Genomic DNA, 24,087 nt, shown 5'->3' on the forward strand with positions numbered 1-24,087 from the left:
TCGCAGCCTTTGAGACGCCCGGTCGTATCCTTTCCGCCATGCTTCCCTCTCACGGCTACCAAGGCATTCGCGCCGCACCGCCACCCTCTGGCTGGGTCCAGATGGGGGAGGGCTGGGTGCTGTGGTGGAGCGGCCGGCAGATCGCCCATGTCACGCCGGCAAAGGACAGCGGTGTTCGGGTGCACCTTGATGCCCGGAAGGTGTGGGATACCAAGGACGTAAGGGCGGCCAGCAGCGCGCAAGGCAAGCGCTACGCCGAGCGGTGGTGCGCGGCCAGGCTCTACCCCGAGCTGAAGCTGCGGGAAGCGGTAGCCAGGCTGTTGGACAGCACGCCGACGCCGCCGCCGCCGATGCCAGGCCTGCCGCCGACACCTGAGCAGCTGCAGCAGGCCCGCCGCTTGGCCGAGGCCGGAACGAGGGAGCTGGAGCGAGTCAAGGAAGCGCTGGAGCCACGTCGGCCGCCAGCGGTGACCAACCCTAGGGTAAAAGAACCGATGAAGGCTTGGCTTAGGACGGGCAGGGTGCAGTCGAGGGGACGGCAACCCGGCTCCCAAGTGGCACCGCGTGGCTTTTCCATCTGATTGGAGGGCGCCAGAACGATCTTCGGTGTCGGACGAACGGCCCATGCACGCGGAAGAGTGCATCCCCGGCCACTTAGATGGTGTAAGTGTGCCGTGTGTAGGCCCCGGTTCCTCCCCAGCGACTTTGGAGCGCTACCGCCGCGCGCCAAAGCTCCGTGTAAGGGACGTGGTGCACTTGGGCAATGGCAGATTCCGGGAAGAATGGATGATCGAAGAGGTCGACACTGATCTCTTGCTCCCACAGGACTCGGAGGTCGTTCTGAGCGTAAGCGATCCCAAGTTCACGAAGCGCTGCCAAGGTCGTCTCGATAACCACTCCGCCGTCTGAGTCGGACTCGTCTAGTTCATTCAGCGCGAAGAACGTAGCAACGGTCCTGTCGCTGGTGAAACTCAACCAGCTCTGCTTGTAGCGGGAGGAGTCAATCGCCGTGAAGGTCAGAGCATTCCGAATGCAGCTTGTGACGTAGACGTCAGTGGATCCCGCAGAGATTTCCGTATCTCCCGCATGGAACTGTGCCTCGCGTTCCGTGCCTTTTCGCGCAATGCCTTGACGAGTTTTCCACTGCTGAGAGGTCATGCCGCGATAGATCTTCAGGGAGGTCGCGTCATCTTGATCGGCGGAGAAATAGATCATGTGCGTCATATCGAGGCGGCTAGGTGGCAGATTGGCCGTTTGGCCTGCGGCCTCTCCCCGTCGGCCTTGGGGGGATGCTTTTCCCATACTCAGCCCACCATGCCATCAACGCCTCCATCGTTGGACCTAGTCCGCGAGCCTTGTCCGTCATTGCGTATTCCACACGGGGCGGTATCTCCGCGAAGACTGTGCGGGTTACTAACCCGTCGTCTTCCAGCTCCCGAAGCTGAGCGGTTAGCATGTGCTGCGTGACGCCTGGGATCGCCTTTCTAAGCTCGCCAAACCGATACACGCGCTGATTAAGATGCCACATTATTTCCAGCTTCCATTTGCCAGAGAGAAGGGCGAAGGCGCGGCGCATTTCCTCGTGCATGTTCACTTCATCTGCATTGGTATTGTTTTTAATACTAGGCATGACGAATTCATCCTACTTGCGATGACTGATGTTGTCTCGGATGCTGAGCATACCCCAGCGATCCGACGTGACCTATGTCAACCTCAATCATCTATTGGACTAGTACCGCGCTACTGAGCGCCCTCTACTTCTCATCGGCTGCCTTGTACTTGGTGAAGCCGGTCTTTGTGCGTGAGGCCCAGGCGCGGCTCGGTTACGCGGCGCCTTACCTTGTCCCGCTCATGGTGGTCATCAAAGTGGCGGCACCGATGGTGATTCTCTGGCGCTTTAGCGTTCCGCTCAGCGATCTCGCCTATGCGGGAGTCCTCTACCACCTGGGGCTCGCAGCAATCGCCCATATAGGCGCGGGGAAGTTGAAGGATTCCGTGCCTGCCCTAGTGGGTATTGTGCTGCTTCTCACCTCGTTTGCCACGCAGAACGCGGTGCGGGAGGGGGTGTCTCCATACGCACTGACGCACATGTCCGCCAATGCGCGCGACTAATGAATTGCTGCGATTCGGCTACTCGGCCAGATCTAGGCGACTACTCCACATCAACGTTACTTTAGGCTGACAACGTGATCGATCATATCTCCGTAACCATGTCCGACTATCGAGCGGCAGTGCATTTCTACGATGAGGCACTGAACGCGCTCGGCTACGCAAAGCTCTTTACCTCGGAGACCGACAAGCTCACAACGGTCGCTTATGGGAAGGACGCACCCATGCTGTGGATCAGCGCAGGACCGAAAGCCGCTGGCGCTGTGCACCTCGCATTCCGGGCGCAGAGCAAAGCAGCGGTGGATGCTTTCTACGCGGCCGCGATGGCAGCCGGCGCTCGCGATAACGGCCCGCCTGGATACAGGTCACAGTACTATTCCGGCTACTACGCGGCCTTCGTGCTAGACACGGATGGGAACAACATCGAAGCCGTGTTCCACGACTCGTCATTCTTGGGCTCCCACTGACATATAGCTCGCGAGTGGTATAGCGCGGCTTTCCCACCGGATCGGACGCCAGAACAACCTCTGGCGTCGGACGATCTGGCCCTAGCCGCGAAGGCCTGCAGACGCGCTAGTCCGGTCCCTGGACATTTCCGCCTCACGGACTACTTCCTTTTTCGACGCACAGTCGCCGTCCTGTCAGCGGACTTGGTTCGCTTCGTTGCCAGTAGTTCTGCAATCCGCTCCTCAGCAGATGATGTGAGTGGCTTGGTGAAAGAGACTTTCGGGAGGACCGGCATGGGTGGGGGCACGTACCGCGACCGCTGCCACCATGCCTCTAGATCGGCGGCATGAATTCGATCCGATTTCGCGCCCTGCCCCAGACGCATCGCGGTGAGCTGGCCATCGTTGATCGCCCTACGAAGGGTTCGAGGGTGGCATGCACAAAGCTCCGCCGCCTGAGCGAGTGTCATCAGCTTGTCGGCCAGATCCATCAGCCCTTTCCTCTTCGTTGGTCAAAGCGCCTCAGGCGAGCAAGAGCCTCTTCCACCCGCGCAGACCTTGGAGCCATAGATGGAGTGTTGGAGCCAACACGCCCACGCGTGGTCCAGTCGCTAGCGTTGTGAATAGCCCGATAGAGTTCATTCTTCTCATAGAGCTGCTTGCCCATGAAGTTCCTAGGGACAAGGCCGAGATCGGGAGCGTTCTTCCGGAACTGACCGGACGACACGCCGCAATAGTGCGCCGCCTCGTCAACAGTGAGCCACTCCTTTCCTGAAATATCGAAACGAAGGACCGCCAACTGCTGGCGGAGAGCTTTGATCTCGTCCTGCAGGGAAATGTCGGGTTCAGAGGTGTCCATCTAGATCTCCGCCTACGTGTCCCCGATCACCCTGCCACAGTGCGGGCCGTGCCGGAACCCATGAAATCGGCCAACGGGATTTCAGGGACAGCCGTCGCAAAAGCGAGTCAGTTAGCGAGTCAGTGAGACATGTACGTAAATACATGTGTATTTATATCAATAACTTGTAATTACAATTCGGTTGCTGGTGGGCCACCATTGCATTCAATGGCTTAGGCCATCAAAAAGAGCACCGCCATGCGGTGCCTTTTTCGTTTGGTGCCTACTTGGTGGCTGCATTCCCGGCAGTGCCCATGCCGCTGTTGGGAGCTGCCATTCTTCGCGCCCCCTGCTGCACTTCGGAGCTGAGCCAGCGCAGCCTTCTCCCGATGGCTCCTCATCCTCGAAATCCACAATCCTGATTCGTTGTGCGCAGCTCGGTCAGCATCTCCTGCTCTTGTCGTTGGAGCGTGGGCTCGCTGATGCCGAAGATGGATCTCCTTCGGTTCGCACGCTTCATTCAATGGAATACGTGTCGGCAATCTGCCCGAGGTTGTTAAGAGGGGAGGGGCCTGCCAGCCCCTGCCGATGGTCACGTTGTGGAACCTTCGGCGCCATGCTCGAATCGGGCCACCCGATCGTCCAGGAGCATGTCGGATGTCATTCAGATCGCAGGCAGTGCATTTTGTGTGCATCGCCGTTCTTGTGCTGGCGCCCCAGTGGGCCCGTGCCGGGTCGGCAAGCTCGACACTGCAGGCGCCCCCATTGGTTACGGTGGGCTACGACGAAGCCTTTGATCTGTTCAATCTGTTGGACAACCTGCCCGATTGGCTGCCTGGCTATACCAACGCGATCTACCAGCAGGACTGGGAGCGCAGGTTCGGGTTGGATGCTAAGGATCGTGCTGCGCTCGAGGCTTATGCACGGTTTCGTCAACGCACTTCCCCGATGGCCCGCAATGACGAGGGGAAGCGGCCTCTGGCAGACAGCCTGTTTGCCGGCAGCGATACACGCATTGGCGACCCATACACCGGCTACTTCCAGAACGCGGCATCATTCTCTGCCGCCACCGAGGCCGCCATCGCCGCACAGGCCGCTGGTGACCGGGAATTGTTGAGGCGTTTCTATGCACGCTTTGCGCCCCGTGCGCGCGCACTGCTGACCGGGACGGCGCGCTTCAGCCAGCAACAGGAGACGTTGACCCGGGAACTGGCGGCGCCGGAGGCTGCTGCATTTGCCGCGCGCCTGCGCACCTTCTACGGTGCGGAGGCCGCGCCCATCTTCCAGGTGCGATTCGTGTGGTGGCCGTATTCGAACCGCACCCAGGCCAAGCTGCGCGGTGGCTCCATTGTGCTGTTCTCCGAGCAGCACGTGCAGGATGACTGGGCGCCGATCGTGCTGCACGAGTACGCGCACTTCCTGTCGGCGGGGCAGCCTGCTGCCAACCGGGAGGCGATGGCGGCAGCGTTCGCGCAGCTGTGCCCCAGTGCGCTGGCCCTGCCCAATCCGCTGAACGCACTGGAAGAGCCGTTGGCCATCTACTGGGGCCAGTATCGGTTCGAACGGGACGTGCGTGGGAAAGCGCTGTCCAGCGATTCGTCATGGTATGCCCAGCCGCACGCTGACCGCGCAGCCAAGGCAATCGCGGCTGCATTCCCGGCCGAGCGCCCGGCGCCAGCGCTTGCCGTGGGGCCGTTGCTGGAGGCAGCGGCTTCCGTCTGCGAATGAGCTCGAGCGATTGCCGCATTCTGCGACTCGATGGCGAAGAGCATCCGAGCCAGCACAGACACGGGGAACCGTGGCGAGTGACGTCGTCCAGGATTGGACCTGCAGATGGGACTTGCCGGCATCGGCTCTGACCAGAGCGCGGCCACTCTTCCCCCGCCCGTGATCCCGGCTTCACGCGCCGCACGCTATCCACAGCGGTCATGGACCTCATACGACTGCTGCGATCGCTGGAAGAATTCCTCTACGAGCTGGTCGGCTGGCTGGTGTTCTATCCGCGGATGTTCTGGCGGGTACTGATTCACCCCGGCGAGGTCGCCCTCTACACCCGCCGCGAGCTCGGCAAGGATTCGGACCAGCGGTTCTCCGATGCGATCAGCCCGGTGCTGATGCTGATCCTGTCGGTGGCCATCGCCCATGCGCTGGAGATGGCGCTGCGCATGTCCTCGCCCCGACTCAGTACACCGGTAGGGCAGCTGCTTTTCAGCAGCGAGCAGGGGCTGCTGCTCACCCGCTCTGCGGTGTTCTGCGTGTACGCGCTCGGCGCGGCACTGGGCACGCTTCGGCGTCAGCGGCTGCCCGTGAACCGCGAGACGCTGCGCGAGCCCTTCTCCATCCAGGCGTTCATCGCATGCCCCTTCGTGGTGGCACTCGCGCTGGCGCAGGCGGCAGCTGCTTCCCCGTCGCAGGCCGGCCCGTTCACCGCGCCAGCCATCGGCGCGCTGGCGGTGGCGTGGTACCTGTGGGCCCGCATGCGGGCCTTCGTGGCCTTGAATGGAGGATCAGCGCTGCGTGCGCTCGGCTCGGTAGTGGTCTCGTTCCTGCTGACGACGATCGGGGTTGTCGGCCTGTTTGCTGCCGTCATTCTCTGATCTTCAACAGGGCGGCGATCACTCGAGAGCGTGATCGGATTTGCGCGGTGGCACTGCCGTGGCCTCACCGCGCTGCAGGAGGTCGAAGAAGTCCACTGCCTCCGCCGCCAGCGCGTCGTGGGCGTCGAAATCCCAGTTCTGCTTGTACTCGCGGGCGAGCAGATCACAGACGGCCTTGGCCTGCTGGTAGGTCTGCGACTTCTCCCCGCGATCGGCCAGCTGGTCGCGGTGGATCTGGCACAGCATGAGCTGGTGGGCATCTTCGGCCCGCTCGCGCTCCCAGCCGATGTCGGGCAGGGCGGACAGTGCTGAGGCAAGCGCGATGGCAATCAAGGGCATGATCCGGTTCCGGGCGGGGGGGCGGAACCTGAGCGTAGGTGATGGTGCGGTGCGCGTGGCCGCACGCGCGATGGCCGTTTTACGGGGTGTTCACCATTCGCAGCAGCATGGTGGCTGCGCTGAAGGTGGTCATGCCGATGGCTCGCCTGCCGCTGGTTTCTGCTCCTGCCACAGCAGCAGCGCGTCCAGTGCCGGGCACAGTGCCTGCCCCCACGCACTCAGTCGATACTCCACTTTCGGTGGCACCTGCGGATACACCGTGCGCAGCACGATGCCGTCGGCTTCCAGTGCACGCAGCTGCTGCGCCAGCATCTTCTGCGAGATGCCGGGGATGAGCCGCTCCAGGTCGGAATAGCGCTGCACCTTGCCGTCGAACAGGTGGAAAAGGATCAACAGCTTCCAGCGGCCTTCCAGCAGTGCGAGTGCACTGGCCACGTCCGCGGCGGCGGTCTCAGGGGTATAGGCCTTTCTCATGGGGTGGGTCACTTACCTTCAGGTGCGTTCTTGTGGCGGCCAGGTTGCGGTTCGAGAATAGCGCCAGTCCCGCCTGGAGTGCCTGCGATGTCGATCGATCTTCCCGCGCCGTTGTCCCGCTATTTCCTGCTGGCCAATGGCGAGCCCGGAACGCACGTAGAGCAGTGCTTTGCCGCAGGCGCGACGGTGCGCGATGAGCGCCAGCAGCACCAGGGACACACGGCGATTGCCGCCTGGGTGGCGCAGACGCGTGCGGCCTACCAGCAACACGTGGTCCCCCTGCAGCTGCACGTGCAGGACGGTCGCCACATCGTATCTGCACAGGTCAGCGGCACGTTCCCGGGCAGCCCGGTGGTGCTGACACACGCGTTCACCCTGGAAGGGGACGGCATCGTCGCGCTGGACATCCACTGATCCAGTGGCTGTTGCTTCCGGAGATCGGGTGGCACGCGGATGGCTGCCGATTGACGCGTAGCAGTACCAATGGATGGCGAACTCCACGCATGGCGTGGAGCTACAGGTTCTGGAACACCGCCAGCTGCGCGGCGAAGGCACGCTGGTAGGCCGGCCGCGCGGTCGCGCGGTCCACGTAGGCAGCAAGGTCTGGATACTCGCCGACGATGCCGCTGCTCTGCAGCCGCAGTAGCACCGACACCATCAGCAGATCGCCGGCGCTGAAGTCTCCGTCCAGCCATGGTGCATCGCCCAGCCGGGCGGACAGCTGGCTCAGCCGCCTGCGCACGCGCTCGTCCAGCATCACCAGCCGTTGCCCGTACCAAGGCTGTTCGCGTTCCAGCACCCACGCCATGGAGCGTTCGACGATCGGCGGCTCCACGGTATTCAGCGCGGCGAACATCCAGGTGATCGCACGCATGCGCGCACCCGCATCGACGGGCAGCAACCCGGGGTGCTGCTCGGCCAGGTGCAGCAGGATCGCGCCTGATTCAAACAGCACTACGTTGCCATCTTCATAGGTGGGAATCTGACCGAACGGATGCCGCGCCAGGTGCGCCGGCTGTTTCATCTCCTCGAAGGAGAGCAGATGGACGTCGTAGGCGAGGCCCAGCTCTTCCAGCGCCCAGCGCACGCGCATGTCGCGGGCCAGCCCCTGGCCACGGTCCGGGGAATGCTTGAATGCGGTCAGGATCGGCGTCATCGGGATGTCCATCGGCGTTGGCTGCCACGTTGGCCGGCCTTTCTTCTCTCGACGCCCGGACGGCTCGGGAATCGACACGCCTCCGCTGACCGAGGGCCCGACATCGCCGGCCCGGATGAACGGTTCACGTCGGACGATTCGCCCGGGAGGGTCGGTGCAGCGATACTGCCGTCCTGCACACCCTTGGGGAAGTACGTGAGCACGTCCAGACTGCCGCGCATCGTTGGGTTCGACGTGCCACGGCTTCACCAGCAGGTCGATGCGACTGCCGATGAAGCCATCACCGCGCTGCTCGATCAGGCACCCGATGAACAGTGGACCGGCCGCTTCCTGCAGCACTGCGCGACGCTGGCGTCGCAGCTTTCATTGGCGGAAGTGAGGGTGGAGGGCACCCGCATTGCCTTCCACGGTTCGATCGCCGATGCGCGTGCCTTGGCCGATGCGGTCATCGCGCTGGTGAACCGGTTGAATGATCAGCTGATGCAGGAAGGCAACCAGCTCGCCGGCGAGGAGTGATCTGCGCGCAGCCGGTGTCAGCCCGCCTGCGGGGCCAATGCCGGTCCGGACAGGCGCGCCCAGCAGCCCATCGCCATTTCCGCCGACCCCGGGTGGCCACGCAGGCTGGTGCGCAGCGCGAGCCGTGACTGCAGATCGGTGAGCCACGCCGTGCGCGTGCCATGTGGGTTGCGGACATAGATGTCGCACGCCAGGCGGATGACCGGTGCGACCTCGTGGCGGAAGTTGATGGCGGGCAGATCGCCCGTCTGGAACGCGGCCTGCCAATGCTGCAGCTCGCGCTCGACGTCAACGAAGTCCTTGTTGGTGATGCGTTCCATGAGACTTCTCCTGTTGGAACGCCAACGTACACCTGTGCATGTCAGGAGCCTGTGTGCGCGCAGCGCTGTTCATGGTGCCCGTTCATTAATCTCCGGCTTTCATGCAGCTGCGTAACCGGCCCACGCCCACAGTGGCGTTGCAGCAGATCGCTGCGGTGGAGCAAGACATGAACAACAATACGCCGCAAGGCCAGACCGACCGCACCAACGCCCCGACCGGAATCAAGCAGGCCGCCCAGCAGGGCCAGGCCGACGGCAACGCAATGGGCGGCGACCGGAAGCAGGACGGCAAGCAGCGCCAGCAGGAGCAGCAGGTCCAGCAGGATGCAAAGCCGGTCGGCCCGCAGAAGTCCGGGCAGGAACAGAAGAGCGAGCCGGGCCGTGACACCCGTCGCTGAGCAATAAGCGAAGAAGAGGCCGCGCGTTGCGCGGCTTTCCTCTGTCCAACGTTCGGGAAGAGCGCTGATGCCATCCCATGCCCGTGCGGTAAGCCTGATGACGAAGATCATGTACCAGTGCCGTCCGGCAAGAACGACGACGATGGCGCGCTGCCGCGCCTGCCAGGCCCCCAGTCCGGGTGGCATGGAGTGCGCGCGTTGCCTTACCGAAGAACTCGGGGGCGTGATCGGCAACCGMGGTGCTGCGGCACGGTGGCTGGATTCGTTCCTGAAGGTGCAGCAGGACGAGGCGTTCGTTTTCGTGTGCGCCAAGCGGGTCGAGGAAATCGCGTCGGCGGGTCGCAGTCTGGAGTGACATCGCGCAGGCGTATGCTCGAACTCCAATGGGAGCGAGCGTCATGTCTTTTCAGATCAACCTCTATGACAGGGATGGACGCGGGCTTCGCCTTCCCGATGGATGGTGGATCGACCTGCACACCGACCCCCCCGCGCTGGTCAACGGCGCTGTCCGCATCGATCTGCCGGCGTCCGCGCGCAACGAGCATCCTGATCTGCAACCGGACGTCCTGAACCATCTCCGCCGCCGTATTGAAGGTGCGCAATGGCTAACCTGACCTACCATCCGCCGCTGGGCGTGCGCTGGCTGACGTTCCGCCTGCGCAACGGTCAATCCATCGGCCCGGAGAAGCTGCGGGCCGTGTGGTCCGATGCCGCAGAAACCAACAACTGTTCGGTGCGCCGCGAGCACGTGGAAGGCGCCGGCTTCGTCTATGCGCTGTACGCACCGAGCGGGCTGTGTGTTCCGCGGCGCGCGGAACTGCGCATGCGGCTGTTGCTGGAAGAAGCGGGCTACGCGTTTTCGATGGGCGTGCTTACCGGCAGCCATCCTGCCTACGGTTGAGCGCAGGGTGATCTGATCGGCCCGGAGGTTGCTAGACTGCGCGCCCCGCGCGTTGCCGCAATCACGGAAGATTCCCCATGCCGAAGCTGTCTGCTCTTGCTGTTTTCCTGGCGATCGCTGTCTGCGCGCCAACCGCACAGGCCGAGGAACAGGACAGCGCCTCGACCATCGCGTTCAAGTCGATCAGCCCGGTGCTGAATGCCCTGATCAATGCCGACGATGCGCAGGACCTGATGGAGCGGGCCGAGGAAGACGACGCCACGCTGCTGCAGTCGCTGGCGCTCTATCTGGCCGCAACCCGCGAAGACCCCACGTTGGCGCAGGCGCCGTACCACGCAGCGGCATTGTTCGCACGCCGCGGTGACGATGCGCTGGCCGAGCGCTATCTGCGCCAAGCCGATGAGCGTGGCATGTGGTTCGCGCCCGCGCTGGCCGACAACGATGACTTCGAGCACCTGCGCGGAACGCCGTTCTTCAAGCAGGTGCTGGCCAATACGCAGGCACGCTACGCGAAGGTATCGGTCGGCAAGGTGGGCGCCATCTCGGTGCTGCCCCCTTCGAAGGGTGTTGCGATGCCGGCCTGTGCGCCGGTGCTGGTGTGGCTGCACGGCTACGGCATCAACGGCCACCTGGACAGCAGCGAGCAGCCGCTGGCCGATGCTGGTGTGGTGTTGCTGGGCATCAACGGTACGGAGATGCGCGAGTCGTTCGACAGCTTCAGCTGGACCGGCCCGTATGAGGGCACGCACAAGGTGGTGCAGGCGGGGCTGGAGCAACTGGCCGCGCGCCAGTGCATCGACCGCAAGCGGGTGTACCTGATGGGCTTCTCGCAGGGCTCGCAGCATGCCGGCGCGCTGCTGGCGCAGCATCCGGATGACTATGCCGGCGCATTGCTGGTGTCGCCGGGTGGCTGGCGCCAGCCGGTGCCCACGCAGAGCAGCGCGCACGGCAAGCGGGTGTTCGTCATCAACGGCGAGCAGGAAGGGCCGGCGAACCAGAAGATGAGCGCGGATTTCCGCGCCCTTTTCAGCGATGGCAACGAGCTCCGGTCGCGTACCCATGAGGGTGGCCATTTCTATCCGGACGACTGGAAGACCTCGTTCCCACAGGCCATCCGCTGGCTGATGGGCAAGGGCGGCTGAGCGAAGCCCACCGGGTGGCAGGCGGTGGGCGGGAACCACGTCGCCCACTGCTTCCCCAAAGGCAACGCCACGAGCCCGCCTGCGGGCCTACTGCGCGCTGCCTGCGTTGTCTACGCTGATCCCACACGGCCCTTGCCGTGCTCCGGGGCCACGACAGCTCGTGGATCCCGTCTTCAATCGAACCAGCGGCGCTGTGCTGCAGGGCATTGCTGCCCGGCAACGCCATGCCCTGCGCCGTGCGAAGGCGTACCCCGGAACTGTCCGCCGGCCCTGCTTCACTGCCTGCCAGCCAACCTTCGTGGAGATCGCCCCATGTTCAGCCTGGAAAACACCATTGCCCCTGCCGCGCCCGCGCTCGACGAGCTTGTTCCCTCGCGTTACGCCCTGAAAGTCGGCGATATCGATGTGCTGGTGGTCAGCGACGGCGTGCTGCCGCTGCCGACGCAGATGCTCGGCCACAACGTGCAGGCGTCCGAGCGCGCCGAATGGTTCGACGAGATGTACCTGCCACAGGATGCGTTCGACTGGGCGTTGAACGTGATGGTGGTGCACAGCGGTGAGCGCACCATCCTGATCGACGCCGGCCTGGGCATGGACCCGGACCTGCAGCTGCCGCGCGCCGGGCAGCTGATCCGTCGCCTCGGCGCTGCCGGTATCGACCTGCGCGAGATCACCGATGTGGTGATCACCCACATGCACATGGACCACATCGGTGGCCTGTTGGTGGACGGAGTGAAAGCACAGCTGCGGCCGGATCTGAAGATCCATGTCGCGGCGTCGGAAGTGGCGTTCTGGAAGTCGCCCGACTTCACCCGCACCAACATGCCACAGGGGTTCCCGGACGCGCTTCGCGCAACGGCCACGCATTTCTGGGCCGAGTACGGCAGTTTCGTGCACACCTTCGAGGATGAGCATGAGATCGCACCGGGCGTAGTCGCGCGCCGCACCGGCGGCCACACGCCGGGCCACTGCGTGGTGCGCGTTGCTTCGGGGGGCCAGGCGCTGACCTTTGCTGGCGATGCCGTGTTCGCCGTCGGTTTTGATCAACCGAACTGGCACAACGGTTTCGAGCACGACCCGGAGGAAGCGGCGCGGGTGCGCATTGAACTGCTCAATGCGCTGGCCGGCACCGGCGAGATGCTGGTGGCCACGCACCTGCCGTTCCCGTCGGTGGGCCGGGTGTCCCGCGACGGCGAGGCGTTCCGCTGGGTGCCGGCGTTCTGGGATTTTTGATCAAGTTTTCTGGACTTCACGTCACCAATGGTCCCGGACAGGGGCGCACAGTAGCCCCTGTCGAAACCCACCCATCCGCTGGAGGTCCACCATGAACACCGTTACCCGCACCCTCGCTGCAACTGCCCTGGCCCTGTCGATGCAGGCGGGCCTGTCCGCCCAGGCCGCCGCGCCGGCACACCCGTCCGCGCCCAGCGTTGTCACGCGCACCGCCAGCACCATCACCACCGCCGATGGTGTGCAGCTGTACTACAAGGACTGGGGCCCGAAGAACGGGCCGGTGGTGACCTTCAGCCATGGCTGGCCGCTGGATTCGGACAGCTGGGAATCGCAGATGATGTTCCTGGCGGACCACGGTTACCGGGTGGTCGCACACGACCGCCGTGGCCACGGTCGTTCCAGCCAGCCCTGGGATGGCAACGACATGGATCACTACGCCGATGATCTGGCCACGGTGATCAATACGCTGGACCTGAAGGACGTCACACTGGTGGGCTTCTCCACCGGCGGCGGCGAAGTGGCGCGGTACATCGGCCGCCATGGCACGGGACGGGTGAAGAAGGCCGTGCTGATCAGTTCGGTGCCGCCGTTCATGCTGAAAACCGCAGACAACCCGGGTGGCGTTCCGATCGAAGTGTTCGACGGCATCCGCAAGGCGCAGCTGGAGAACCGCTCGCAGCTGTACAAGGACATTCCGTCTGGTCCGTTCTATGGATTCAACCGACCGGGCGCGAAGGTCAACCAGGCGATGGTCGATGCATGGTGGGCGCAGGGCATGCTGGGTGGGCAGAAGAACACCTACGACTCGATCGCCGCGTTCTCGGCGACCGACTTCCGCGCTGACCTGCAGAAGTTCGATGTGCCGACCCTGGTGATCCACGGCGACGACGATCAGATCGTGCCGATCGACGTGGCGGGACGGATGTCGGCCAAGCTGATCAAGGGCGCCAGGCTGATCGTCTACCCGGGCGCGCCGCATGGTCTGACCGAGACCCACAAGGACAAGGTCAACCAGGACCTGCTGGCCTTCCTGCAGCAGAAGTAACCGCAAGGGCAGCCGTCAGGCGGCACGGAGACCGGTAGAGCCACGCCATGCGTGGCTTTGCTGTGCATGAGAGCAACCGCATCCACGCATGGCGTGGATCTACTGGATTGACGCAGGGTGGAAAGCCCGCCGGCAGAGCCACGCCATGCGTGGCTTTGCTGTGCATGAAGGCAACCGCATCCACGCATGGCGTGGATCTACTGGATCAAGGTTGGCTGGTTCAGGCCCTGCAGCTTGTGCGGGTTGCGCTGCACCAGGATCTGCACGATCTGCTCGCCGTTGGTATCGAAGGCCATTGCCGATTCCAGCACGTCATCGAAGTAGCGCAGCAGCCCCAGTCGTCCATTGATCATGCTCGGCACCATCCGCAGCTGGTCCTTGCGCCGCAGGTGCGGGGCGTACAGCAGCTGTGCGATGCGTGCGCCGCCGACCATCGGTTTCGGGAAGCTGGTGACGATGCCGCCGCCATCGCCGATCAGCACGGCCGATTCGGCCATCAGGGTTTTCATCGTCCCGAAGTCGCCATTGGCGATGGCCTCTGCGAAACGCCGCATCAGTTTCTGGTGCACGTCCTGCGGCACGTTGTAGCGCGGTCGCTCCTGCCGCAGCTGCAGGCGTGCGCGGTGCACGATCTGCCGGCAGGCGGCTTCGGTCTTGTCCAGCGTGCGTGCCACCACGTCGTAATCCTGGTCGAACACATCGTGCAGCAGGAACGCGGCGCGCGCGTCCGGGGCCAGCCGCTCCAGCACGTTGAGGAAGGCCACCGACAGATCACTGGCCGTTTCCAGCATGTACTCGGGTGTGCCGGTGTCTTCGGTGAGCAGCGGCTCGGGCAGCCACATGCCGACGTAGTGCTCGCGCGTGCGCCGGGCCAGGCGCAGGCCATCGATGGCGCGGCGGGTGGTGGTGGCCACCAGCCAGGCTTCGGCGTTCTCGATGTCCTGCTGATTGGCGCCATGCCAGCGCAGCCAGACATCCTGCACCACGTCCTCGGCCTCGTGCGAGGAGCCGAGCATGCGGTAGGCCACGCCGAACAGGCGCGGGCGTAGTCGGGTGAACAGTGCGGTGGGGTCGTCCATGCCAGCAGAGACGGGACAGGTCCGCCGATTGTGACACCGGCGGACCTGTGGGAGTGGCGGGTACTGCCCCGACCGGTGGCGGTCAGCGTGGTGGCAGTACCGCCGGCTTGCCGATGTCCTTGATCAGGAACACGACGAATGTCGCCGGCTCGGTCTGGCTGGCATTGCGGCCGACGGTGTGCAGATCGTCCGGGCCTTCATGGAAGGCCTCCCCCGGGCCGAGGGTGACCTCGCGGCCGCCGGCCACGCCCATCACGATGCGGCCCTGCAGCACATAGACGAAGCCGTGGGCGTCGTGCCGGTGCACGGGATCGGCGCCGCCGGGTGGGTACTGCACCGTCAGGATCAGTGCCTCCTTGCCCGGCTGTTCCGGCAACGGACGGGTCATGACCTCGCGCACGATGGGCTCGGGTGCGGTGGGCGGCGGCGTGGCGGCGATGCTGGTCAACGGCAGCAGGGCCAGCAGCGCCAGGGAACAGAGAGAACGCATGGCAGGTCTCCAGCAGGAAATTGGGCAGTCGACGCTCAGGCCAGACCGGCCTTGTCCAGGCCAAAGGCCTGGTCCAGCGAGCCGGGTTGCGTACGGAAGGCGACGTTGGCGCGGTTCCATGCATTGATCGCCATCACCGCGTAGGTCAGATCGACGATTTCCTGTTCGGACAGCTGACTACGCACGCGCTCATACACGTCGTCCGCAACCCCCTGCGCAGGCAGGTGGGTAAGTGCGTCGGTCCACGCCAGGCAGGCACGTTCGCGCGCACTGAACAGGTTCGATTCACGCCACGCCGCGACATGGTGCAGGCGCAATGCGCGCTCGCCACGGATCGTCGCTTCCTTCACGTGCATGTCCAGGCAGAACCCGCAGCCGTTGAGCTGCGAGGCGCGGATGTTGACCAGGTCGATGATGGCCGCTTCGATCGAACTGTTGTGCACGGCATGGGAGAAGGTGCCGAGCTTCCTGAAGAGTTCGGGCGACTGTGCGGCGTAGTCCAGGCGTTGGCTCATGACGGTGTTCCGATGGGAGTTGAGGGACGCAGCGAGGCTAGGCCCGCTGCACGCGGGGCGGTAGGCGAGGGCAGGGCTGCACGGTGTTGAGCGAAAAACACCAATGGTCTGTCACAGCGGCGGATGCTCGCCCGTCTGCCGGGCATGGACACCTCATCCGCCCCGAACCGCGCAGCAGCCTGCCCCGCCAGTGAGCGGGTCTGGCAGGCCTTCCTTGCCGCATTGCACGAACTGCCACCGGACATGCGGGCCGTGCTGTTGCTGCATGACGTGCTGGGCGCGGGCTTTGAGGACATCGCGCCACTGCTGGGGCTGGAGCTGCCGGCATGCCGCCAGCGACTGGCCCATGCACGCGCCCACCTGCTTGCCCGACGCGACTTCCAGGAGCCTGGAACACCATGAATGTCATGCCGCAGTCCTGTCTGGCCAGCGACGGCCGCGATTCCCTCACTGCGTCCTTCTCCGCCAGCTATGCCGGGGTTCTGGCATTCATCGCGGTAGCCGCCGAGGGCAGCTTCGCCCGCGCCGGTGATCGCCTCGGCATCGGTCGTTCGGCCGTCAGCCGCAGCGTGCAGAAGCTGGAGGGACAACTGGGCGTGCGCCTGTTCCTGCGCACCACGCGCTCGACAACACTCACCCGCGAAGGCGAGCTGTTCCTGGAGGGCTGCAGCCCGGGCGTTGCCAGCATCCTGCAGGCGCTGGATGAAATGCGCGACCTGCGCGAAGGACCGCCGCGCGGGCATCTGCGGATCAGTGCGACCCATGGCTTCGGACGCCGGGTGATCGCGCCGCTGCTGTCTGCGTTCCGCGCGGAGTATCCACAGGTCTCTGTGGAGCTGCTGCTGGACGAGCAGGCACCGGACCTGGCCGCCGATCGCATCGATGTAGCGTTCCGCGATGGCGTGCTGGAAGACAGCCAGGTGATCGCCAAGCAGCTGGTGCCGATGCAGCTGGTGGTCTGTGCGTCGCCCGCGTATGTGCAGGCACATGGCCTGGCAGACACCATCGAAGCGTTGTCCAGCCATGCCTGCATCGGTCGACGCCTGCCTGGTGGGCGCCTGCAGCGCTGGGACTTCCGTGTGGACGGCCAGGATGTGAATCTGCAGCCGCCGGCGGAGGTGGTGTTCAATGACGCCGATCTTGTCCTGCAGGCCGTGATCGACGGGCTTGGGGTCGCCCAGTTGCCCAGCTACCAGGTAAGTGATGCGCTGCGCTCAGGCGCTGTAGTGACCTGCCTGGACTGCTACGCGCCTCACGATCGTGGCCACTACCTGTGCTATCTCAGCCGACGCCAGCTGCCCAAGCGGATCCGCGCGTTCATCGATTTCAGCACCCAGCGCATACGCGCGCTGGATCTGGATGTGTTCTCGCACTGGGAAGCGCGGCAGCAGGCGGCAGTGCAGCGCGATTCGGCCCCGGCATGGGCATGACCGCATTGGTGCCGATGCGGCAACAGTGCGTGGCCCGCTGCGGATCTACTGCGCCGGCCAATGCGTTCCTAGCATGCAGCCACATCCGCACCTTCCACCTTCCAGGAGACCTGTCATGAAGATCCTCGTCATCGGTGGCACCGGCCGCATCGGCAGCAAGGTGGTCGATCGCCTGCATGCGGCCGGCAATGAGGTCGTCGTCGCTGCACCCTCCACCGGTATCGATGTGCTGAGCGGCGAGGGCCTGGCCGCTGCGATGGCAGGCACCGAGGTAGTGGTCGACCTGGCCAACTCGCCCTCGTTCGAAGATGCGGCGGTGCTGTCGTTCTTCGTGACTGCCGGCCACAACATCCTGGCGGCCGCGGCGCAGGCAGGCGTACGTCATCATCTCGCGCTGTCGGTGGTGGGTACCGACAAGTTGGCGGCCAGCGGCTATTTCCGCGGCAAGATCGCCCAGGAACGCCTGATCCGCGATTCGGGCCTGGCGTACACGATCATCCACTCGACGCAGTTCTTCGAGTTCCTGCCGGGCATCATCCAGGCAGCCGGTGACGGCCAGACCCTGCAGCTGCCGACCGCCGCAGTGCAGCCGATCGCCGCCGAGGATGTGGCCGATGCGGTTGCGCGCATCGCGCAGCAGGCACCAGCCAATGGCGTGGTGGAGATCGCCGGCCCGGAACGCGAATCGATGGCGGTGCTGGCGCAGCGCTTCCTGCAGGCAACCGGTGACGCGCGTGAAGTGGTTGGCGATGCCCAGGCGCGCTACTTCGGTGCGCAGCTGCAGCAGGACACGCTGGTGCCGGTGGGCCAGGCATGGCTCGGCACGATCGGCTTCGAGCGCTGGTTGCAGCAGTCCGGGCTGGCACAGGGCCAGCCGGCCTGATCGGCGGTGGACGCTGACAGCAGGAACCGGCGATGACCGGGCTGAAACCGCCTCCGCACAGTGTGCTCGACAAGTACCACGGTGATGAGGTGCGCCCGCTGTATACCGGACGGGTGCGGGTCAGTGGTGGCGTGGCACAGCATGGCCGCGCGTCGGGCGTGGTGCGGTCCGATGATGGTGCGCTGTCAGTGGACCTGCGGTTGCCTGCTGAGCTGGGTGGACCCGGTGGCGGTACCAATCCCGAGCAGTTGCTGGCGGCGGGCTACGCCGGCTGCTTCCACGGTGCGATGGTGCTGGTGGCTGCGCGTGCGGGAATGGAACTGGTCGAGCCGAGCATCGACGTAGCGGTGACGTTCGCGCGCGATCCCGTGGACGGCCTGTACCTGCTGTCTGCCGAGATCGTGGTGTGCCTGCCTGGCATGGACCCGATACGTGCAGCCGAACTGGTGCGCAACACCGAGCGGGTCTGTCCGTACGCGAAGATGTTCCATCGGGGCATCAGCCATGTGGTGCGGGTAGCGGTGGACTAGACATGCGGTGCGGATGACCGTGCAGGTCATTGCCAGGATTCAGATGCGGTGAAGACGCCGCGTCGCCCGCGTGAGTGGGTGGGGCGCCGTTGGGCAGCATGATCACCGCATCAATCGATGCTCACCCGCGAACCACACCCGGTCGGCCAGTCTGGGCTCGCAGGCAACGGATTCCACTGTTGCCCTTTTTCCCCCAGAGGAGACTACACATGAGCACCCAGTCCACCATCGAGCATCGCCTCAACGACCTGATCGAGATCGCACGTGATGGCAAGTCCTTCTACGAGGAAGCCGCAACCAAGGTGAAGGATGCCGAGCTGTCGGCATTGTTCGTCCGCATCGCCGGCGTGAAGGGCCGCATCGTGTCCTCGCTGAGCAGCTCGGTGGCCGCTACCGGCGGCAAGCCGGCCGAGCACGGCACCATGGTCGGTTCCATGCAGCAGTTCTACGGCAAGGTGCGCGCGGCCTTCGGTGACACCAACTACGGTTACGTGGCTGAACTTGAAGAGTCCGAGGATCGCCTGCTGGGCGCGTTCAAGGATGTGCTGAAGGACAACGACCTGCCGCCGGCGGTGCGCCAGGAAGTGACCCAGTGGCTGCCGGAAGTGCAGGAATGCCACTCGGTGATGCGCGCCCGCAAGCATGCGATGAAGGCTGCCTGATCGCATCTGGCGATCGTCCCCCACATCGCCGCGACCAGGGCAGCCCAGTGCTGCCCTGGTCGTTTCTGCGTCTGCCATCTGCGATCAGGCGCGTGGCCTGAGCAGGGCAACGGCCAGGCTCGCCAGCGTCGCTGCTGCGGCGGCAGTCCACAGGGACGCGGCAAAGCCCTGGCTGTAGATCGCCCGCGCCAGATCAACCGGGGCTCCTTGGGGCAGTGCACCGGTGGCGATGGTGTCGGCCAGACGCATGACTTCATCTGCAGGTACGCGTGTTGAGAGTCCGGCGCGGATGCCGACGGTCAGGGCGCTGGAGAGGACCGTGAAGCCGAGCAGGATGCCGACGAAGCGCGTCGTCGCACTGATGCCCGAGGCCATGCCTGCGCGGTCGCGGGGGGCCGAGCCGATGATCGCCTTGGATGTTTCGCCGTTGAGGATGCCACCGCCTGCGCCGATGATGACCATCGCCAGCAGCGCCACCGTCGGCTGGTTGTGCCATGCACCGATACCGGCCAGCGCATTGCCGGCGGCAGTGGTGGACAGGCCGATGGCCAGCACCATCCCACTCGACAATCGTCTGCCCAGGCGCCTGCCCACGCTGGGGAACAGCAGCATCGCCGCAGCGAACGGCAGCATGCCGGCGCCCGTGGCCAGTGCACTCAGGCCGACGCCGTTCTGCAGGTACTGCGGCAGCATCGAGGCCATCACCTGCGCGCTGACCGCGTAGCCGACCATGGCGATCAGGGCACCGACAAAGCGCGGGCTGGCAAGCAGCCGCAGGTCGACCATCGGATGCCGACGCTTGAGCTCGATGCAGGTGAACAGCGCGGCCATCGCGATGCCCAGGCCCAGGCCGGCCAGGGCCACCGCCGATGTCCATCCCTGCGCGAGTCCTTCCACGAGGAAGAACACGATGCCGAAGATCGCCACGCTGAAGGTGATGATGCCGGGCGGATCGAGCGGGCGTACCACCGTGTCGGCAGTGTCGGGAACCCAGCGGATCGCACCATAGGCCAGGAAGGCGAGGAAGGGCAGGATCGCGATGAACACCGAGCGCCATCCCCACAGCGAGGACAACAGCCCACCGATAAGCGGCGAGAGCACCATCATCATGCCCATTGCCGTGCCCCAGAAGGCCCAGGCATCGTCGCGTTGCTTGCCCTCGTGGAATTCGTGGCCGATCACCGACAGTGATGGGGCCAGCAGGAAAGCGGCACCCACGCCCTGCAACGCTCGGGCCACATACAGCGCACTGGCCGTGGGGGCCAGCGCGCAGGTCAGCGATGAGAGGGCGAACAGTGCGATGCCGATCAGCAGCACCCGCCTGCGGCCATGGCGATCGGCGATGGCACCGGCGGGCAGAAGCAGCGAGGTGAAGGTCAGGATGTAGCAGCTGATCACCCATTCGATGTCGGCGAAGTCAGCCTGCAGATCCCGCGCGATGGTCGGCAGCGCGACGGCCACGGCGTTGGTTTCCAGCACCGTCATCGTGCAGCCGAGCGAGGCGATGATCAGGATCCAGTTGGGCGGTCTGCGGCGGGGGAAGAGGGACACCGGGCACTCGGGTGGGGAAGGACGAAGGCCCATTCAAGCAACTTCGACTGTTTGTTTCATTGCCGGTGTTCTTCAAGTACGTTAGGCCAAAGCTAACGAGCCGGCACGCATGGACCGTCGACATCTGCAGTACTACGTCGCACTGGCCGAGGAGCTGCATTTCGGGCGCGCCGCGCTGCGCCTGGGCATCGCCACGCCGACGCTGAGCGTTCAGATCCAGCAGATCGAGCGTCGCCTGGGCACCCCCTTGTTTGATCGCAGTAGGCGCGAGGTCACGCTGACCTCTGCCGGTGCGATCTTCCTGGCCGAAGCACGCAACGTGCTGCGCCAGTTCGAGCAGGCAGAGGCCGTGGGCCGCCGCGCTGGTCGCGGGGAAATCGGCAGGATCGAGATCGGCTACGTAGGTTCGGCGGTCCATGCCGGCGCGCTGCAGGAGCAGTTGCAGCGGTTCCGCAGCGCATCGCCCGACGTGGAGCTGAAGGTCGGCGAATGGCCGATGGCCGACCTGCCGGACCTCCTGCTGGACGGTCGCATCGATGTGGTGTTCTGCCGGCTTCCGATGGAGGTGCCCGATGCGCTCGGTTCGCACATCCTGATCGAAGATCAGTTCTGCGTGGCGTTGCCGGCATCGCATGCGCTGGCCCACGCGGGGGTGCCGGTGCAGCCGGTGCTGCTGGCGAAGGAGGCGTTCATCATGCCGGAGCAGCCCGCAGGCACGCTGGAAGTCGCCCGCCGTGGCGGATTCGTGCCGGACATCCGTTCCCGTCCCGGTCATCTTGTCGCGGTGCTCGCGCAGGTCTCGGTGGGCGATGGCGCCGTGGCGATCGTGCCATCGGTGCTGCAGCGGACGCTGCTGCTGCCAGGCGTGGTGTATCTGCCGATCGCCGGGCCGGTCATCGCCTCGACCATCGCAGCGCTGTACCGTGAACAGGAAACATCGCCAGCGGTCCGCCGGCTCATCGAGCAGGTGCGGCGTACGCCCTCCCGGCGCATCGACATGCTGCCCTTGCCCTGAGGCCCTGCCGGACGACGTTGCCGGGCTGCCCGCAATGGCCTTGCTACACTGGCCGCATTCGATCTTCCACCGGATCATCAGATGAACAACGGGAACGGTCCGCAGACAGTCCGCTGAGCCGCAACAACGGTACGCACGTTGTTGCGGTGATCTTGTCCTGCGATTTCCACGCACTGGGTTGATCACCGCCGGATTCCCTCCTGAGCGGATGTTTCCCCATGTCTGATCGAAAAGCCCTTCGCTGGGCCCATTCCCTGCCGGGCGCCATCGTGTTGATGGCCCCCTTCGACCTCCTGGCCTCGCTGGCCATGGATATCTACCTGCCGGTCGTATCGGCCATGCCGCAGGCACTCGGCACGTCGCCTGCCCTCATCCAGTTGACGCTGAGCCTGTACATGCTCGTGCTGGGGCTGGGCCAGCTGATCTTCGGCCCGCTATCGGACCGGATCGGGCGACGGCCGGTGCTGCTGCTGGGCGCGCTGTTGTTCACGCTGGCGTCGTTCGCGCTGGCCGCGTGTAGCGGTGGTGCGGCATTCCTTGCGTGGCGCGGCGTGCAGGCGGTTGGGGCGTCGGCCGCACTGGTGGCCACCTTCGCCACGGTGCGCGACGTGTATGCCGATACGGCCGAGGGCGCCACGCTCTATGGCCTGTTCGCCTCGATGTTGGCGTTCGTGCCGGCGCTCGGTCCGATCCTCGGCGCATTGATCGCCTATACGCTGGGCTGGCGGGCCATTTTCATCGCGCTGGGTGTGCTGGGACTGCTGGCGGGTGCACGCGCATGCCGCGGCTGGCAGGAGACACGGCCACCGCAGCATGTCCACGTATCGCCAGCCTTCGCGCGCATCCTCGGCAATGCCGGCTTCTGGGTCCATGCATTGGGATTCAGTGCGGCGATGGGCACGTTCTTCGTGTTTTTCTCGATCGCCCCGCGGGTGCTGATGGGGAGGGCCGGCTATTCGGCGATGGGCTTCAGCCTGGCCTTCGCGACGGTGGCGCTGGTGATGATCGTCACCTCGCGCTTCGCTGCTCGATTCATCGGGCGATGGGGCATTGGAGGCAGTTTCCTGCGTGGGCTGATGGTGATGATCGGCGGCGCGCTGGTCATGGCGATGACGGCGATGCTGCCGCCATCCTTTGCCAGTGTCGTGTTGCCGATGTGGCTGGTGGCCATCGGCATCGTGATGGTGGCTGCGGTGGCGGCCAACGGTGCGCTGCGCGATTTTGCCGATGCCTCCGGCACGGCAGTGGCGCTGTACTACGCCGTGCAGAGCGTGATCGTGGCAACGCTTGGCACGCTGGCGACGCTGCTGCTGCCGGGCGATACGGTCTGGCCGCTGGTGGCCTTTGGGCTGCTGCTGCCGTCGTTGAGCCTGGGTGGCCTGGTGATGCTGAGGCGGTGAACTGTGCAATCAGCATCAGAAAGACAAACTGCTGGCGTGATACGTTCCCGCGTCGGGCAATTGAACAGTGGCTGCCCGGATCGGTTCCGTCTCCATGCTGTCCTTCCGTTCGGTCACCCAGGTCGCTTCATGACACCAACCTCCCGCAAGTCCTTCCGCAAGCCCCAGATCGCCATCCTGGGGAGTGCCGATCCTGGCTCACCGGCGTTCGACCTCGCTGCACAGGCGGGCAGGTTCCTCGCCGAAAATGGAATCACCCTGGTCAGCGGCTGTGGCAGCCCAGCCACGCGGGTGGCAGCCGAGCATGCAGTCGCAGCTGGCGGCACGGTGCTGAGCGTGATTCCGGAAGGCAGCATGCCCGCAGCAGACTGGCCGGCAACGGTGGTGGTGCCATGCGGCATGGGCGATGCCCGCAACCTGATCATGGCCTTGGCCGGCGATGCCTGCATCGTCATCGGCGGGCGCGCGGGCACGATTTCCGAAGTGTGCCTGGCCTGGCTGCACAAGCGGCCTTTGCTACCGCTGGTGGGCGCGGGTGGCTGGTCGGAGGGGCTCCCGGGCAACCCTCCCGATGAGCGCGGGAACTCGCCGATATTGCCGTGGCATGACATCGCGGAGTTGCGCGCGCAGCTGCGTGATCTGCAATTGCTGGCAGGCTGAACCGGCGCCTTCACGTCCTATCCCGCACRCRCGGSTACGGTGATGCRGCCTGGAGTCACCAGGCMTATCAGGGAGTGATATCGATGCGAGCCATCAGGAAAGCGATCGTTGCTGCAGTGTTTGCACTCGCGTGTACCGGTTCGGTGGCGGTGGCCGGTCCGGTCCAGCCGTGCGACTTCCCGTGCTGGAAGGCCTACCAGGCCTGCGTGGCCGGCGGTGGTGATGCCATGGAGTGCCAGTTCGAATACGATCGCTGTGTCATGGACAGGTGCGGCGCCGTCTGAGGCCTGCATATCGTTCGCATTGGGGGGCCCGATCCATGGGCCCCTTTCCATCTGGCCGCAGCACGTGGTGCGCG

The 24,087-nt window shown here is 65.0% G+C and carries 35 protein-coding genes; 23 read left to right on the forward strand and 12 right to left on the reverse strand.

The window, feature by feature from the left end; genetic code table 11:
- Positions 1 to 38 precede the first annotated feature (38 nt).
- Positions 39 to 581, forward strand: a complete 543-nt coding sequence (locus tag AB4Y98_RS13525; RefSeq protein WP_442244516.1) for a hypothetical protein — start codon at positions 39 to 41, stop codon at positions 579 to 581.
- Positions 582 to 654: 73 nt separating this feature from the next.
- On the opposite strand, the gene AB4Y98_RS13530 is transcribed toward AB4Y98_RS13525, so the two are convergent.
- The gene (locus tag AB4Y98_RS13530) at positions 655 to 1,215 is read right to left on the reverse strand and encodes a hypothetical protein (RefSeq protein ID WP_152543234.1); all 561 of its coding nucleotides are present in this window, start codon (positions 1,213 to 1,215) and stop codon (positions 655 to 657) included.
- A gap of 19 nt (positions 1,216 to 1,234) precedes the next feature.
- Complete coding sequence (locus AB4Y98_RS13535) at positions 1,235 to 1,630, reverse strand: winged helix-turn-helix transcriptional regulator (protein ID WP_180165451.1); 396 nt, start codon at positions 1,628 to 1,630, stop codon at positions 1,235 to 1,237.
- 74 nt (positions 1,631 to 1,704) lie between these two features.
- Between AB4Y98_RS13535 and AB4Y98_RS13540 the strand changes: the two genes are divergently transcribed.
- Together AB4Y98_RS13540 and AB4Y98_RS13545 are read left to right on the forward strand one after the other, a co-directional pair.
- On the forward strand, positions 1,705 to 2,112 hold the full coding sequence (locus tag AB4Y98_RS13540; protein ID WP_442244517.1) for a hypothetical protein: 408 nt from the start codon (positions 1,705 to 1,707) through the stop codon (positions 2,110 to 2,112).
- Positions 2,113 to 2,186: 74 nt separating this feature from the next.
- Complete coding sequence (locus AB4Y98_RS13545; protein ID WP_033832304.1) at positions 2,187 to 2,576, forward strand: VOC family protein; 390 nt, start codon at positions 2,187 to 2,189, stop codon at positions 2,574 to 2,576.
- Between the two features lie 140 nt (positions 2,577 to 2,716).
- Here AB4Y98_RS13545 and AB4Y98_RS13550 read toward each other — a convergent pair whose 3' ends face one another.
- Both AB4Y98_RS13550 and AB4Y98_RS13555 read right to left on the reverse strand, forming a co-directional pair.
- Positions 2,717 to 3,046 (reverse strand): helix-turn-helix domain-containing protein, encoded by a 330-nt coding sequence (locus tag AB4Y98_RS13550; RefSeq protein ID WP_152543233.1) that lies wholly within the window; start codon positions 3,044 to 3,046, stop codon positions 2,717 to 2,719.
- Complete coding sequence (locus AB4Y98_RS13555) at positions 3,046 to 3,414, reverse strand: hypothetical protein (protein WP_180165453.1); 369 nt, start codon at positions 3,412 to 3,414, stop codon at positions 3,046 to 3,048. The genes AB4Y98_RS13550 and AB4Y98_RS13555 overlap by 1 nt, the downstream gene beginning before the upstream one ends.
- A 567-nt stretch (positions 3,415 to 3,981) precedes the next feature.
- Here AB4Y98_RS13555 and AB4Y98_RS13560 point away from each other — a divergent pair.
- Entirely contained in the window at positions 3,982 to 5,121 is a 1,140-nt protein-coding gene (locus AB4Y98_RS13560) for a hypothetical protein (protein ID WP_442244518.1), read from the forward strand.
- Positions 5,122 to 5,321: 200 nt separating this feature from the next.
- Positions 5,322 to 5,990, forward strand: coding sequence for a hypothetical protein (locus tag AB4Y98_RS13565; protein WP_080149773.1), 669 nt, complete (start codon positions 5,322 to 5,324; stop codon positions 5,988 to 5,990).
- An 18-nt stretch (positions 5,991 to 6,008) separates the two neighbouring features.
- Here AB4Y98_RS13565 and AB4Y98_RS13570 read toward each other — a convergent pair whose 3' ends face one another.
- Together AB4Y98_RS13570 and AB4Y98_RS13575 are read right to left on the reverse strand one after the other, a co-directional pair.
- Complete coding sequence (locus AB4Y98_RS13570; protein ID WP_025879041.1) at positions 6,009 to 6,329, reverse strand: hypothetical protein; 321 nt, start codon at positions 6,327 to 6,329, stop codon at positions 6,009 to 6,011.
- A gap of 129 nt (positions 6,330 to 6,458) precedes the next feature.
- On the reverse strand, positions 6,459 to 6,803 hold the full coding sequence (locus tag AB4Y98_RS13575) for a winged helix-turn-helix transcriptional regulator (RefSeq protein ID WP_025879040.1): 345 nt from the start codon (positions 6,801 to 6,803) through the stop codon (positions 6,459 to 6,461).
- An 87-nt stretch (positions 6,804 to 6,890) separates the two neighbouring features.
- Between AB4Y98_RS13575 and AB4Y98_RS13580 the strand changes: the two genes are divergently transcribed.
- Entirely contained in the window at positions 6,891 to 7,217 is a 327-nt protein-coding gene (locus AB4Y98_RS13580) for a nuclear transport factor 2 family protein (RefSeq protein WP_442244519.1), read from the forward strand.
- A 100-nt stretch (positions 7,218 to 7,317) separates the two neighbouring features.
- Here the strand turns inward: AB4Y98_RS13580 and AB4Y98_RS13585 are convergent, their stop codons facing one another.
- The gene (locus tag AB4Y98_RS13585; RefSeq protein WP_442244520.1) at positions 7,318 to 7,959 is read right to left on the reverse strand and encodes a glutathione S-transferase family protein; all 642 of its coding nucleotides are present in this window, start codon (positions 7,957 to 7,959) and stop codon (positions 7,318 to 7,320) included.
- A gap of 195 nt (positions 7,960 to 8,154) precedes the next feature.
- Between AB4Y98_RS13585 and AB4Y98_RS13590 the strand changes: the two genes are divergently transcribed.
- The gene (locus AB4Y98_RS13590; protein ID WP_080149919.1) at positions 8,155 to 8,475 is read left to right on the forward strand and encodes a hypothetical protein; all 321 of its coding nucleotides are present in this window, start codon (positions 8,155 to 8,157) and stop codon (positions 8,473 to 8,475) included.
- A 17-nt stretch (positions 8,476 to 8,492) separates the two neighbouring features.
- Here the strand turns inward: AB4Y98_RS13590 and AB4Y98_RS13595 are convergent, their stop codons facing one another.
- Positions 8,493 to 8,795 carry a hypothetical protein gene (locus tag AB4Y98_RS13595; RefSeq protein ID WP_025879036.1) on the reverse strand — a complete coding sequence of 101 codons (303 nt, stop codon included), beginning with the start codon at positions 8,793 to 8,795 and terminating at the stop codon, positions 8,493 to 8,495.
- Between the two features lie 167 nt (positions 8,796 to 8,962).
- Here AB4Y98_RS13595 and AB4Y98_RS13600 point away from each other — a divergent pair, with 167 nt between their 5' ends.
- The 7 genes from AB4Y98_RS13600 to AB4Y98_RS13630 all read left to right on the forward strand — a co-directional run bounded on the left by AB4Y98_RS13600 (position 8,963) and on the right by AB4Y98_RS13630 (position 13,514).
- Positions 8,963 to 9,193: a hypothetical protein gene (locus AB4Y98_RS13600; protein ID WP_033832573.1), complete on the forward strand. Its 231-nt coding sequence runs from the start codon at positions 8,963 to 8,965 to the stop codon at positions 9,191 to 9,193.
- Between the two features lie 97 nt (positions 9,194 to 9,290).
- Positions 9,291 to 9,548, forward strand: a complete 258-nt coding sequence (locus AB4Y98_RS13605) for a hypothetical protein (RefSeq protein ID WP_223483464.1) — start codon at positions 9,291 to 9,293, stop codon at positions 9,546 to 9,548.
- Positions 9,549 to 9,591: 43 nt separating this feature from the next.
- Positions 9,592 to 9,807: a hypothetical protein gene (locus AB4Y98_RS13610; RefSeq protein ID WP_025879033.1), complete on the forward strand. Its 216-nt coding sequence runs from the start codon at positions 9,592 to 9,594 to the stop codon at positions 9,805 to 9,807.
- Positions 9,795 to 10,094 (forward strand): hypothetical protein, encoded by a 300-nt coding sequence (locus tag AB4Y98_RS13615; protein WP_025879032.1) that lies wholly within the window; start codon positions 9,795 to 9,797, stop codon positions 10,092 to 10,094. The genes AB4Y98_RS13610 and AB4Y98_RS13615 overlap by 13 nt, the downstream gene beginning before the upstream one ends.
- A 77-nt stretch (positions 10,095 to 10,171) precedes the next feature.
- Positions 10,172 to 11,236: a prolyl oligopeptidase family serine peptidase gene (locus AB4Y98_RS13620; RefSeq protein ID WP_442244521.1), complete on the forward strand. Its 1,065-nt coding sequence runs from the start codon at positions 10,172 to 10,174 to the stop codon at positions 11,234 to 11,236.
- Between the two features lie 312 nt (positions 11,237 to 11,548).
- Positions 11,549 to 12,469: an MBL fold metallo-hydrolase gene (locus AB4Y98_RS13625; RefSeq protein WP_033832295.1), complete on the forward strand. Its 921-nt coding sequence runs from the start codon at positions 11,549 to 11,551 to the stop codon at positions 12,467 to 12,469.
- Positions 12,470 to 12,560: 91 nt separating this feature from the next.
- Positions 12,561 to 13,514, forward strand: coding sequence for an alpha/beta fold hydrolase (locus tag AB4Y98_RS13630; protein WP_248151194.1), 954 nt, complete (start codon positions 12,561 to 12,563; stop codon positions 13,512 to 13,514).
- 197 nt (positions 13,515 to 13,711) lie between these two features.
- Here AB4Y98_RS13630 and AB4Y98_RS13635 read toward each other — a convergent pair whose 3' ends face one another.
- The 3 genes from AB4Y98_RS13635 to AB4Y98_RS13645 form a co-directional block, all read right to left on the reverse strand.
- Complete coding sequence (locus AB4Y98_RS13635) at positions 13,712 to 14,593, reverse strand: RNA polymerase sigma-70 factor (RefSeq protein WP_154881108.1); 882 nt, start codon at positions 14,591 to 14,593, stop codon at positions 13,712 to 13,714.
- Positions 14,594 to 14,675: 82 nt separating this feature from the next.
- On the reverse strand, positions 14,676 to 15,083 hold the full coding sequence (locus AB4Y98_RS13640; RefSeq protein WP_049466772.1) for a cupin domain-containing protein: 408 nt from the start codon (positions 15,081 to 15,083) through the stop codon (positions 14,676 to 14,678).
- A gap of 35 nt (positions 15,084 to 15,118) precedes the next feature.
- Positions 15,119 to 15,598: a carboxymuconolactone decarboxylase family protein gene (locus AB4Y98_RS13645; protein ID WP_099843770.1), complete on the reverse strand. Its 480-nt coding sequence runs from the start codon at positions 15,596 to 15,598 to the stop codon at positions 15,119 to 15,121.
- 144 nt (positions 15,599 to 15,742) lie between these two features.
- Here AB4Y98_RS13645 and AB4Y98_RS13650 point away from each other — a divergent pair, with 144 nt between their 5' ends.
- From AB4Y98_RS13650 to AB4Y98_RS13670, 5 genes are all read left to right on the forward strand, one after another.
- The gene (locus AB4Y98_RS13650; protein WP_223483463.1) at positions 15,743 to 16,000 is read left to right on the forward strand and encodes a sigma factor-like helix-turn-helix DNA-binding protein; all 258 of its coding nucleotides are present in this window, start codon (positions 15,743 to 15,745) and stop codon (positions 15,998 to 16,000) included.
- Complete coding sequence (locus AB4Y98_RS13655; protein WP_442244522.1) at positions 15,997 to 17,028, forward strand: LysR substrate-binding domain-containing protein; 1,032 nt, start codon at positions 15,997 to 15,999, stop codon at positions 17,026 to 17,028. Before AB4Y98_RS13650 ends, AB4Y98_RS13655 begins: the two co-directional genes overlap by 4 nt.
- Positions 17,029 to 17,143: 115 nt before the next feature.
- Positions 17,144 to 17,911 carry an SDR family oxidoreductase gene (locus AB4Y98_RS13660; RefSeq protein WP_442244523.1) on the forward strand — a complete coding sequence of 256 codons (768 nt, stop codon included), beginning with the start codon at positions 17,144 to 17,146 and terminating at the stop codon, positions 17,909 to 17,911.
- 32 nt (positions 17,912 to 17,943) lie between these two features.
- A complete protein-coding gene (locus AB4Y98_RS13665) occupies positions 17,944 to 18,441 on the forward strand; it encodes an Ohr family peroxiredoxin (protein WP_154881105.1) in 498 nt (165 codons plus the stop codon).
- Positions 18,442 to 18,650: 209 nt separating this feature from the next.
- Positions 18,651 to 19,103, forward strand: coding sequence for a PA2169 family four-helix-bundle protein (locus AB4Y98_RS13670; RefSeq protein ID WP_049466788.1), 453 nt, complete (start codon positions 18,651 to 18,653; stop codon positions 19,101 to 19,103).
- Between the two features lie 84 nt (positions 19,104 to 19,187).
- Here AB4Y98_RS13670 and AB4Y98_RS13675 read toward each other — a convergent pair whose 3' ends face one another.
- Positions 19,188 to 20,654, reverse strand: a complete 1,467-nt coding sequence (locus AB4Y98_RS13675; protein WP_336032410.1) for an MFS transporter — start codon at positions 20,652 to 20,654, stop codon at positions 19,188 to 19,190.
- A gap of 109 nt (positions 20,655 to 20,763) precedes the next feature.
- Here AB4Y98_RS13675 and AB4Y98_RS13680 point away from each other — a divergent pair, with 109 nt between their 5' ends.
- The 4 genes from AB4Y98_RS13680 to AB4Y98_RS13695 all read left to right on the forward strand — a co-directional run bounded on the left by AB4Y98_RS13680 (position 20,764) and on the right by AB4Y98_RS13695 (position 24,013).
- Positions 20,764 to 21,669, forward strand: coding sequence for a LysR family transcriptional regulator (locus AB4Y98_RS13680; protein WP_442244524.1), 906 nt, complete (start codon positions 20,764 to 20,766; stop codon positions 21,667 to 21,669).
- 218 nt (positions 21,670 to 21,887) lie between these two features.
- On the forward strand, positions 21,888 to 23,069 hold the full coding sequence (gene cml / locus AB4Y98_RS13685) for a CmlA/FloR family chloramphenicol efflux MFS transporter (RefSeq protein ID WP_442244525.1): 1,182 nt from the start codon (positions 21,888 to 21,890) through the stop codon (positions 23,067 to 23,069).
- A gap of 36 nt (positions 23,070 to 23,105) precedes the next feature.
- Positions 23,106 to 23,729 (forward strand): Rossmann fold nucleotide-binding protein, encoded by a 624-nt coding sequence (locus AB4Y98_RS13690; RefSeq protein ID WP_363731440.1) that lies wholly within the window; start codon positions 23,106 to 23,108, stop codon positions 23,727 to 23,729.
- Positions 23,730 to 23,812: 83 nt separating this feature from the next.
- Complete coding sequence (locus AB4Y98_RS13695; RefSeq protein ID WP_312106902.1) at positions 23,813 to 24,013, forward strand: hypothetical protein; 201 nt, start codon at positions 23,813 to 23,815, stop codon at positions 24,011 to 24,013.
- Positions 24,014 to 24,087 lie beyond the last annotated feature (74 nt).

It is taken from the genome of Stenotrophomonas sp. 2YAF26, assembly GCF_052114625.1.
GTDB classification, from domain to species: domain Bacteria; phylum Pseudomonadota; class Gammaproteobacteria; order Xanthomonadales; family Xanthomonadaceae; genus Stenotrophomonas; species Stenotrophomonas indicatrix.

Coding starts and splice junctions, on each gene's coding strand:
- AB4Y98_RS13525 (WP_442244516.1), top strand. CDS start 39: ATGCTTCCCTCTCACGGCTACCAAGGCATTCGCGCCGCACCGCCACCC.
- AB4Y98_RS13530 (WP_152543234.1), bottom strand. CDS start 1,215: ATGATCTATTTCTCCGCCGATCAAGATGACGCGACCTCCCTGAAGATC.
- AB4Y98_RS13535 (WP_180165451.1), bottom strand. CDS start 1,630: ATGCCTAGTATTAAAAACAATACCAATGCAGATGAAGTGAACATGCAC.
- AB4Y98_RS13540 (WP_442244517.1), top strand. CDS start 1,705: ATGTCAACCTCAATCATCTATTGGACTAGTACCGCGCTACTGAGCGCC.
- AB4Y98_RS13550 (WP_152543233.1), bottom strand. CDS start 3,046: ATGGATCTGGCCGACAAGCTGATGACACTCGCTCAGGCGGCGGAGCTT.
- AB4Y98_RS13555 (WP_180165453.1), bottom strand. CDS start 3,414: ATGGACACCTCTGAACCCGACATTTCCCTGCAGGACGAGATCAAAGCT.
- AB4Y98_RS13560 (WP_442244518.1), top strand. CDS start 3,982: ATGGTCACGTTGTGGAACCTTCGGCGCCATGCTCGAATCGGGCCACCC.
- AB4Y98_RS13565 (WP_080149773.1), top strand. CDS start 5,322: ATGGACCTCATACGACTGCTGCGATCGCTGGAAGAATTCCTCTACGAG.
- AB4Y98_RS13570 (WP_025879041.1), bottom strand. CDS start 6,329: ATGCCCTTGATTGCCATCGCGCTTGCCTCAGCACTGTCCGCCCTGCCC.
- AB4Y98_RS13575 (WP_025879040.1), bottom strand. CDS start 6,803: ATGAGAAAGGCCTATACCCCTGAGACCGCCGCCGCGGACGTGGCCAGT.
- AB4Y98_RS13580 (WP_442244519.1), top strand. CDS start 6,891: ATGTCGATCGATCTTCCCGCGCCGTTGTCCCGCTATTTCCTGCTGGCC.
- AB4Y98_RS13585 (WP_442244520.1), bottom strand. CDS start 7,959: ATGACGCCGATCCTGACCGCATTCAAGCATTCCCCGGACCGTGGCCAG.
- AB4Y98_RS13595 (WP_025879036.1), bottom strand. CDS start 8,795: ATGGAACGCATCACCAACAAGGACTTCGTTGACGTCGAGCGCGAGCTG.
- AB4Y98_RS13600 (WP_033832573.1), top strand. CDS start 8,963: ATGAACAACAATACGCCGCAAGGCCAGACCGACCGCACCAACGCCCCG.
- AB4Y98_RS13610 (WP_025879033.1), top strand. CDS start 9,592: ATGTCTTTTCAGATCAACCTCTATGACAGGGATGGACGCGGGCTTCGC.
- AB4Y98_RS13615 (WP_025879032.1), top strand. CDS start 9,795: ATGGCTAACCTGACCTACCATCCGCCGCTGGGCGTGCGCTGGCTGACG.
- AB4Y98_RS13620 (WP_442244521.1), top strand. CDS start 10,172: ATGCCGAAGCTGTCTGCTCTTGCTGTTTTCCTGGCGATCGCTGTCTGC.
- AB4Y98_RS13625 (WP_033832295.1), top strand. CDS start 11,549: ATGTTCAGCCTGGAAAACACCATTGCCCCTGCCGCGCCCGCGCTCGAC.
- AB4Y98_RS13630 (WP_248151194.1), top strand. CDS start 12,561: ATGAACACCGTTACCCGCACCCTCGCTGCAACTGCCCTGGCCCTGTCG.
- AB4Y98_RS13635 (WP_154881108.1), bottom strand. CDS start 14,593: ATGGACGACCCCACCGCACTGTTCACCCGACTACGCCCGCGCCTGTTC.
- AB4Y98_RS13640 (WP_049466772.1), bottom strand. CDS start 15,083: ATGCGTTCTCTCTGTTCCCTGGCGCTGCTGGCCCTGCTGCCGTTGACC.
- AB4Y98_RS13645 (WP_099843770.1), bottom strand. CDS start 15,598: ATGAGCCAACGCCTGGACTACGCCGCACAGTCGCCCGAACTCTTCAGG.
- AB4Y98_RS13650 (WP_223483463.1), top strand. CDS start 15,743: ATGGACACCTCATCCGCCCCGAACCGCGCAGCAGCCTGCCCCGCCAGT.
- AB4Y98_RS13655 (WP_442244522.1), top strand. CDS start 15,997: ATGAATGTCATGCCGCAGTCCTGTCTGGCCAGCGACGGCCGCGATTCC.
- AB4Y98_RS13660 (WP_442244523.1), top strand. CDS start 17,144: ATGAAGATCCTCGTCATCGGTGGCACCGGCCGCATCGGCAGCAAGGTG.
- AB4Y98_RS13665 (WP_154881105.1), top strand. CDS start 17,944: ATGACCGGGCTGAAACCGCCTCCGCACAGTGTGCTCGACAAGTACCAC.
- AB4Y98_RS13670 (WP_049466788.1), top strand. CDS start 18,651: ATGAGCACCCAGTCCACCATCGAGCATCGCCTCAACGACCTGATCGAG.
- AB4Y98_RS13680 (WP_442244524.1), top strand. CDS start 20,764: ATGGACCGTCGACATCTGCAGTACTACGTCGCACTGGCCGAGGAGCTG.
- cml (WP_442244525.1), top strand. CDS start 21,888: ATGTCTGATCGAAAAGCCCTTCGCTGGGCCCATTCCCTGCCGGGCGCC.
- AB4Y98_RS13695 (WP_312106902.1), top strand. CDS start 23,813: ATGCGAGCCATCAGGAAAGCGATCGTTGCTGCAGTGTTTGCACTCGCG.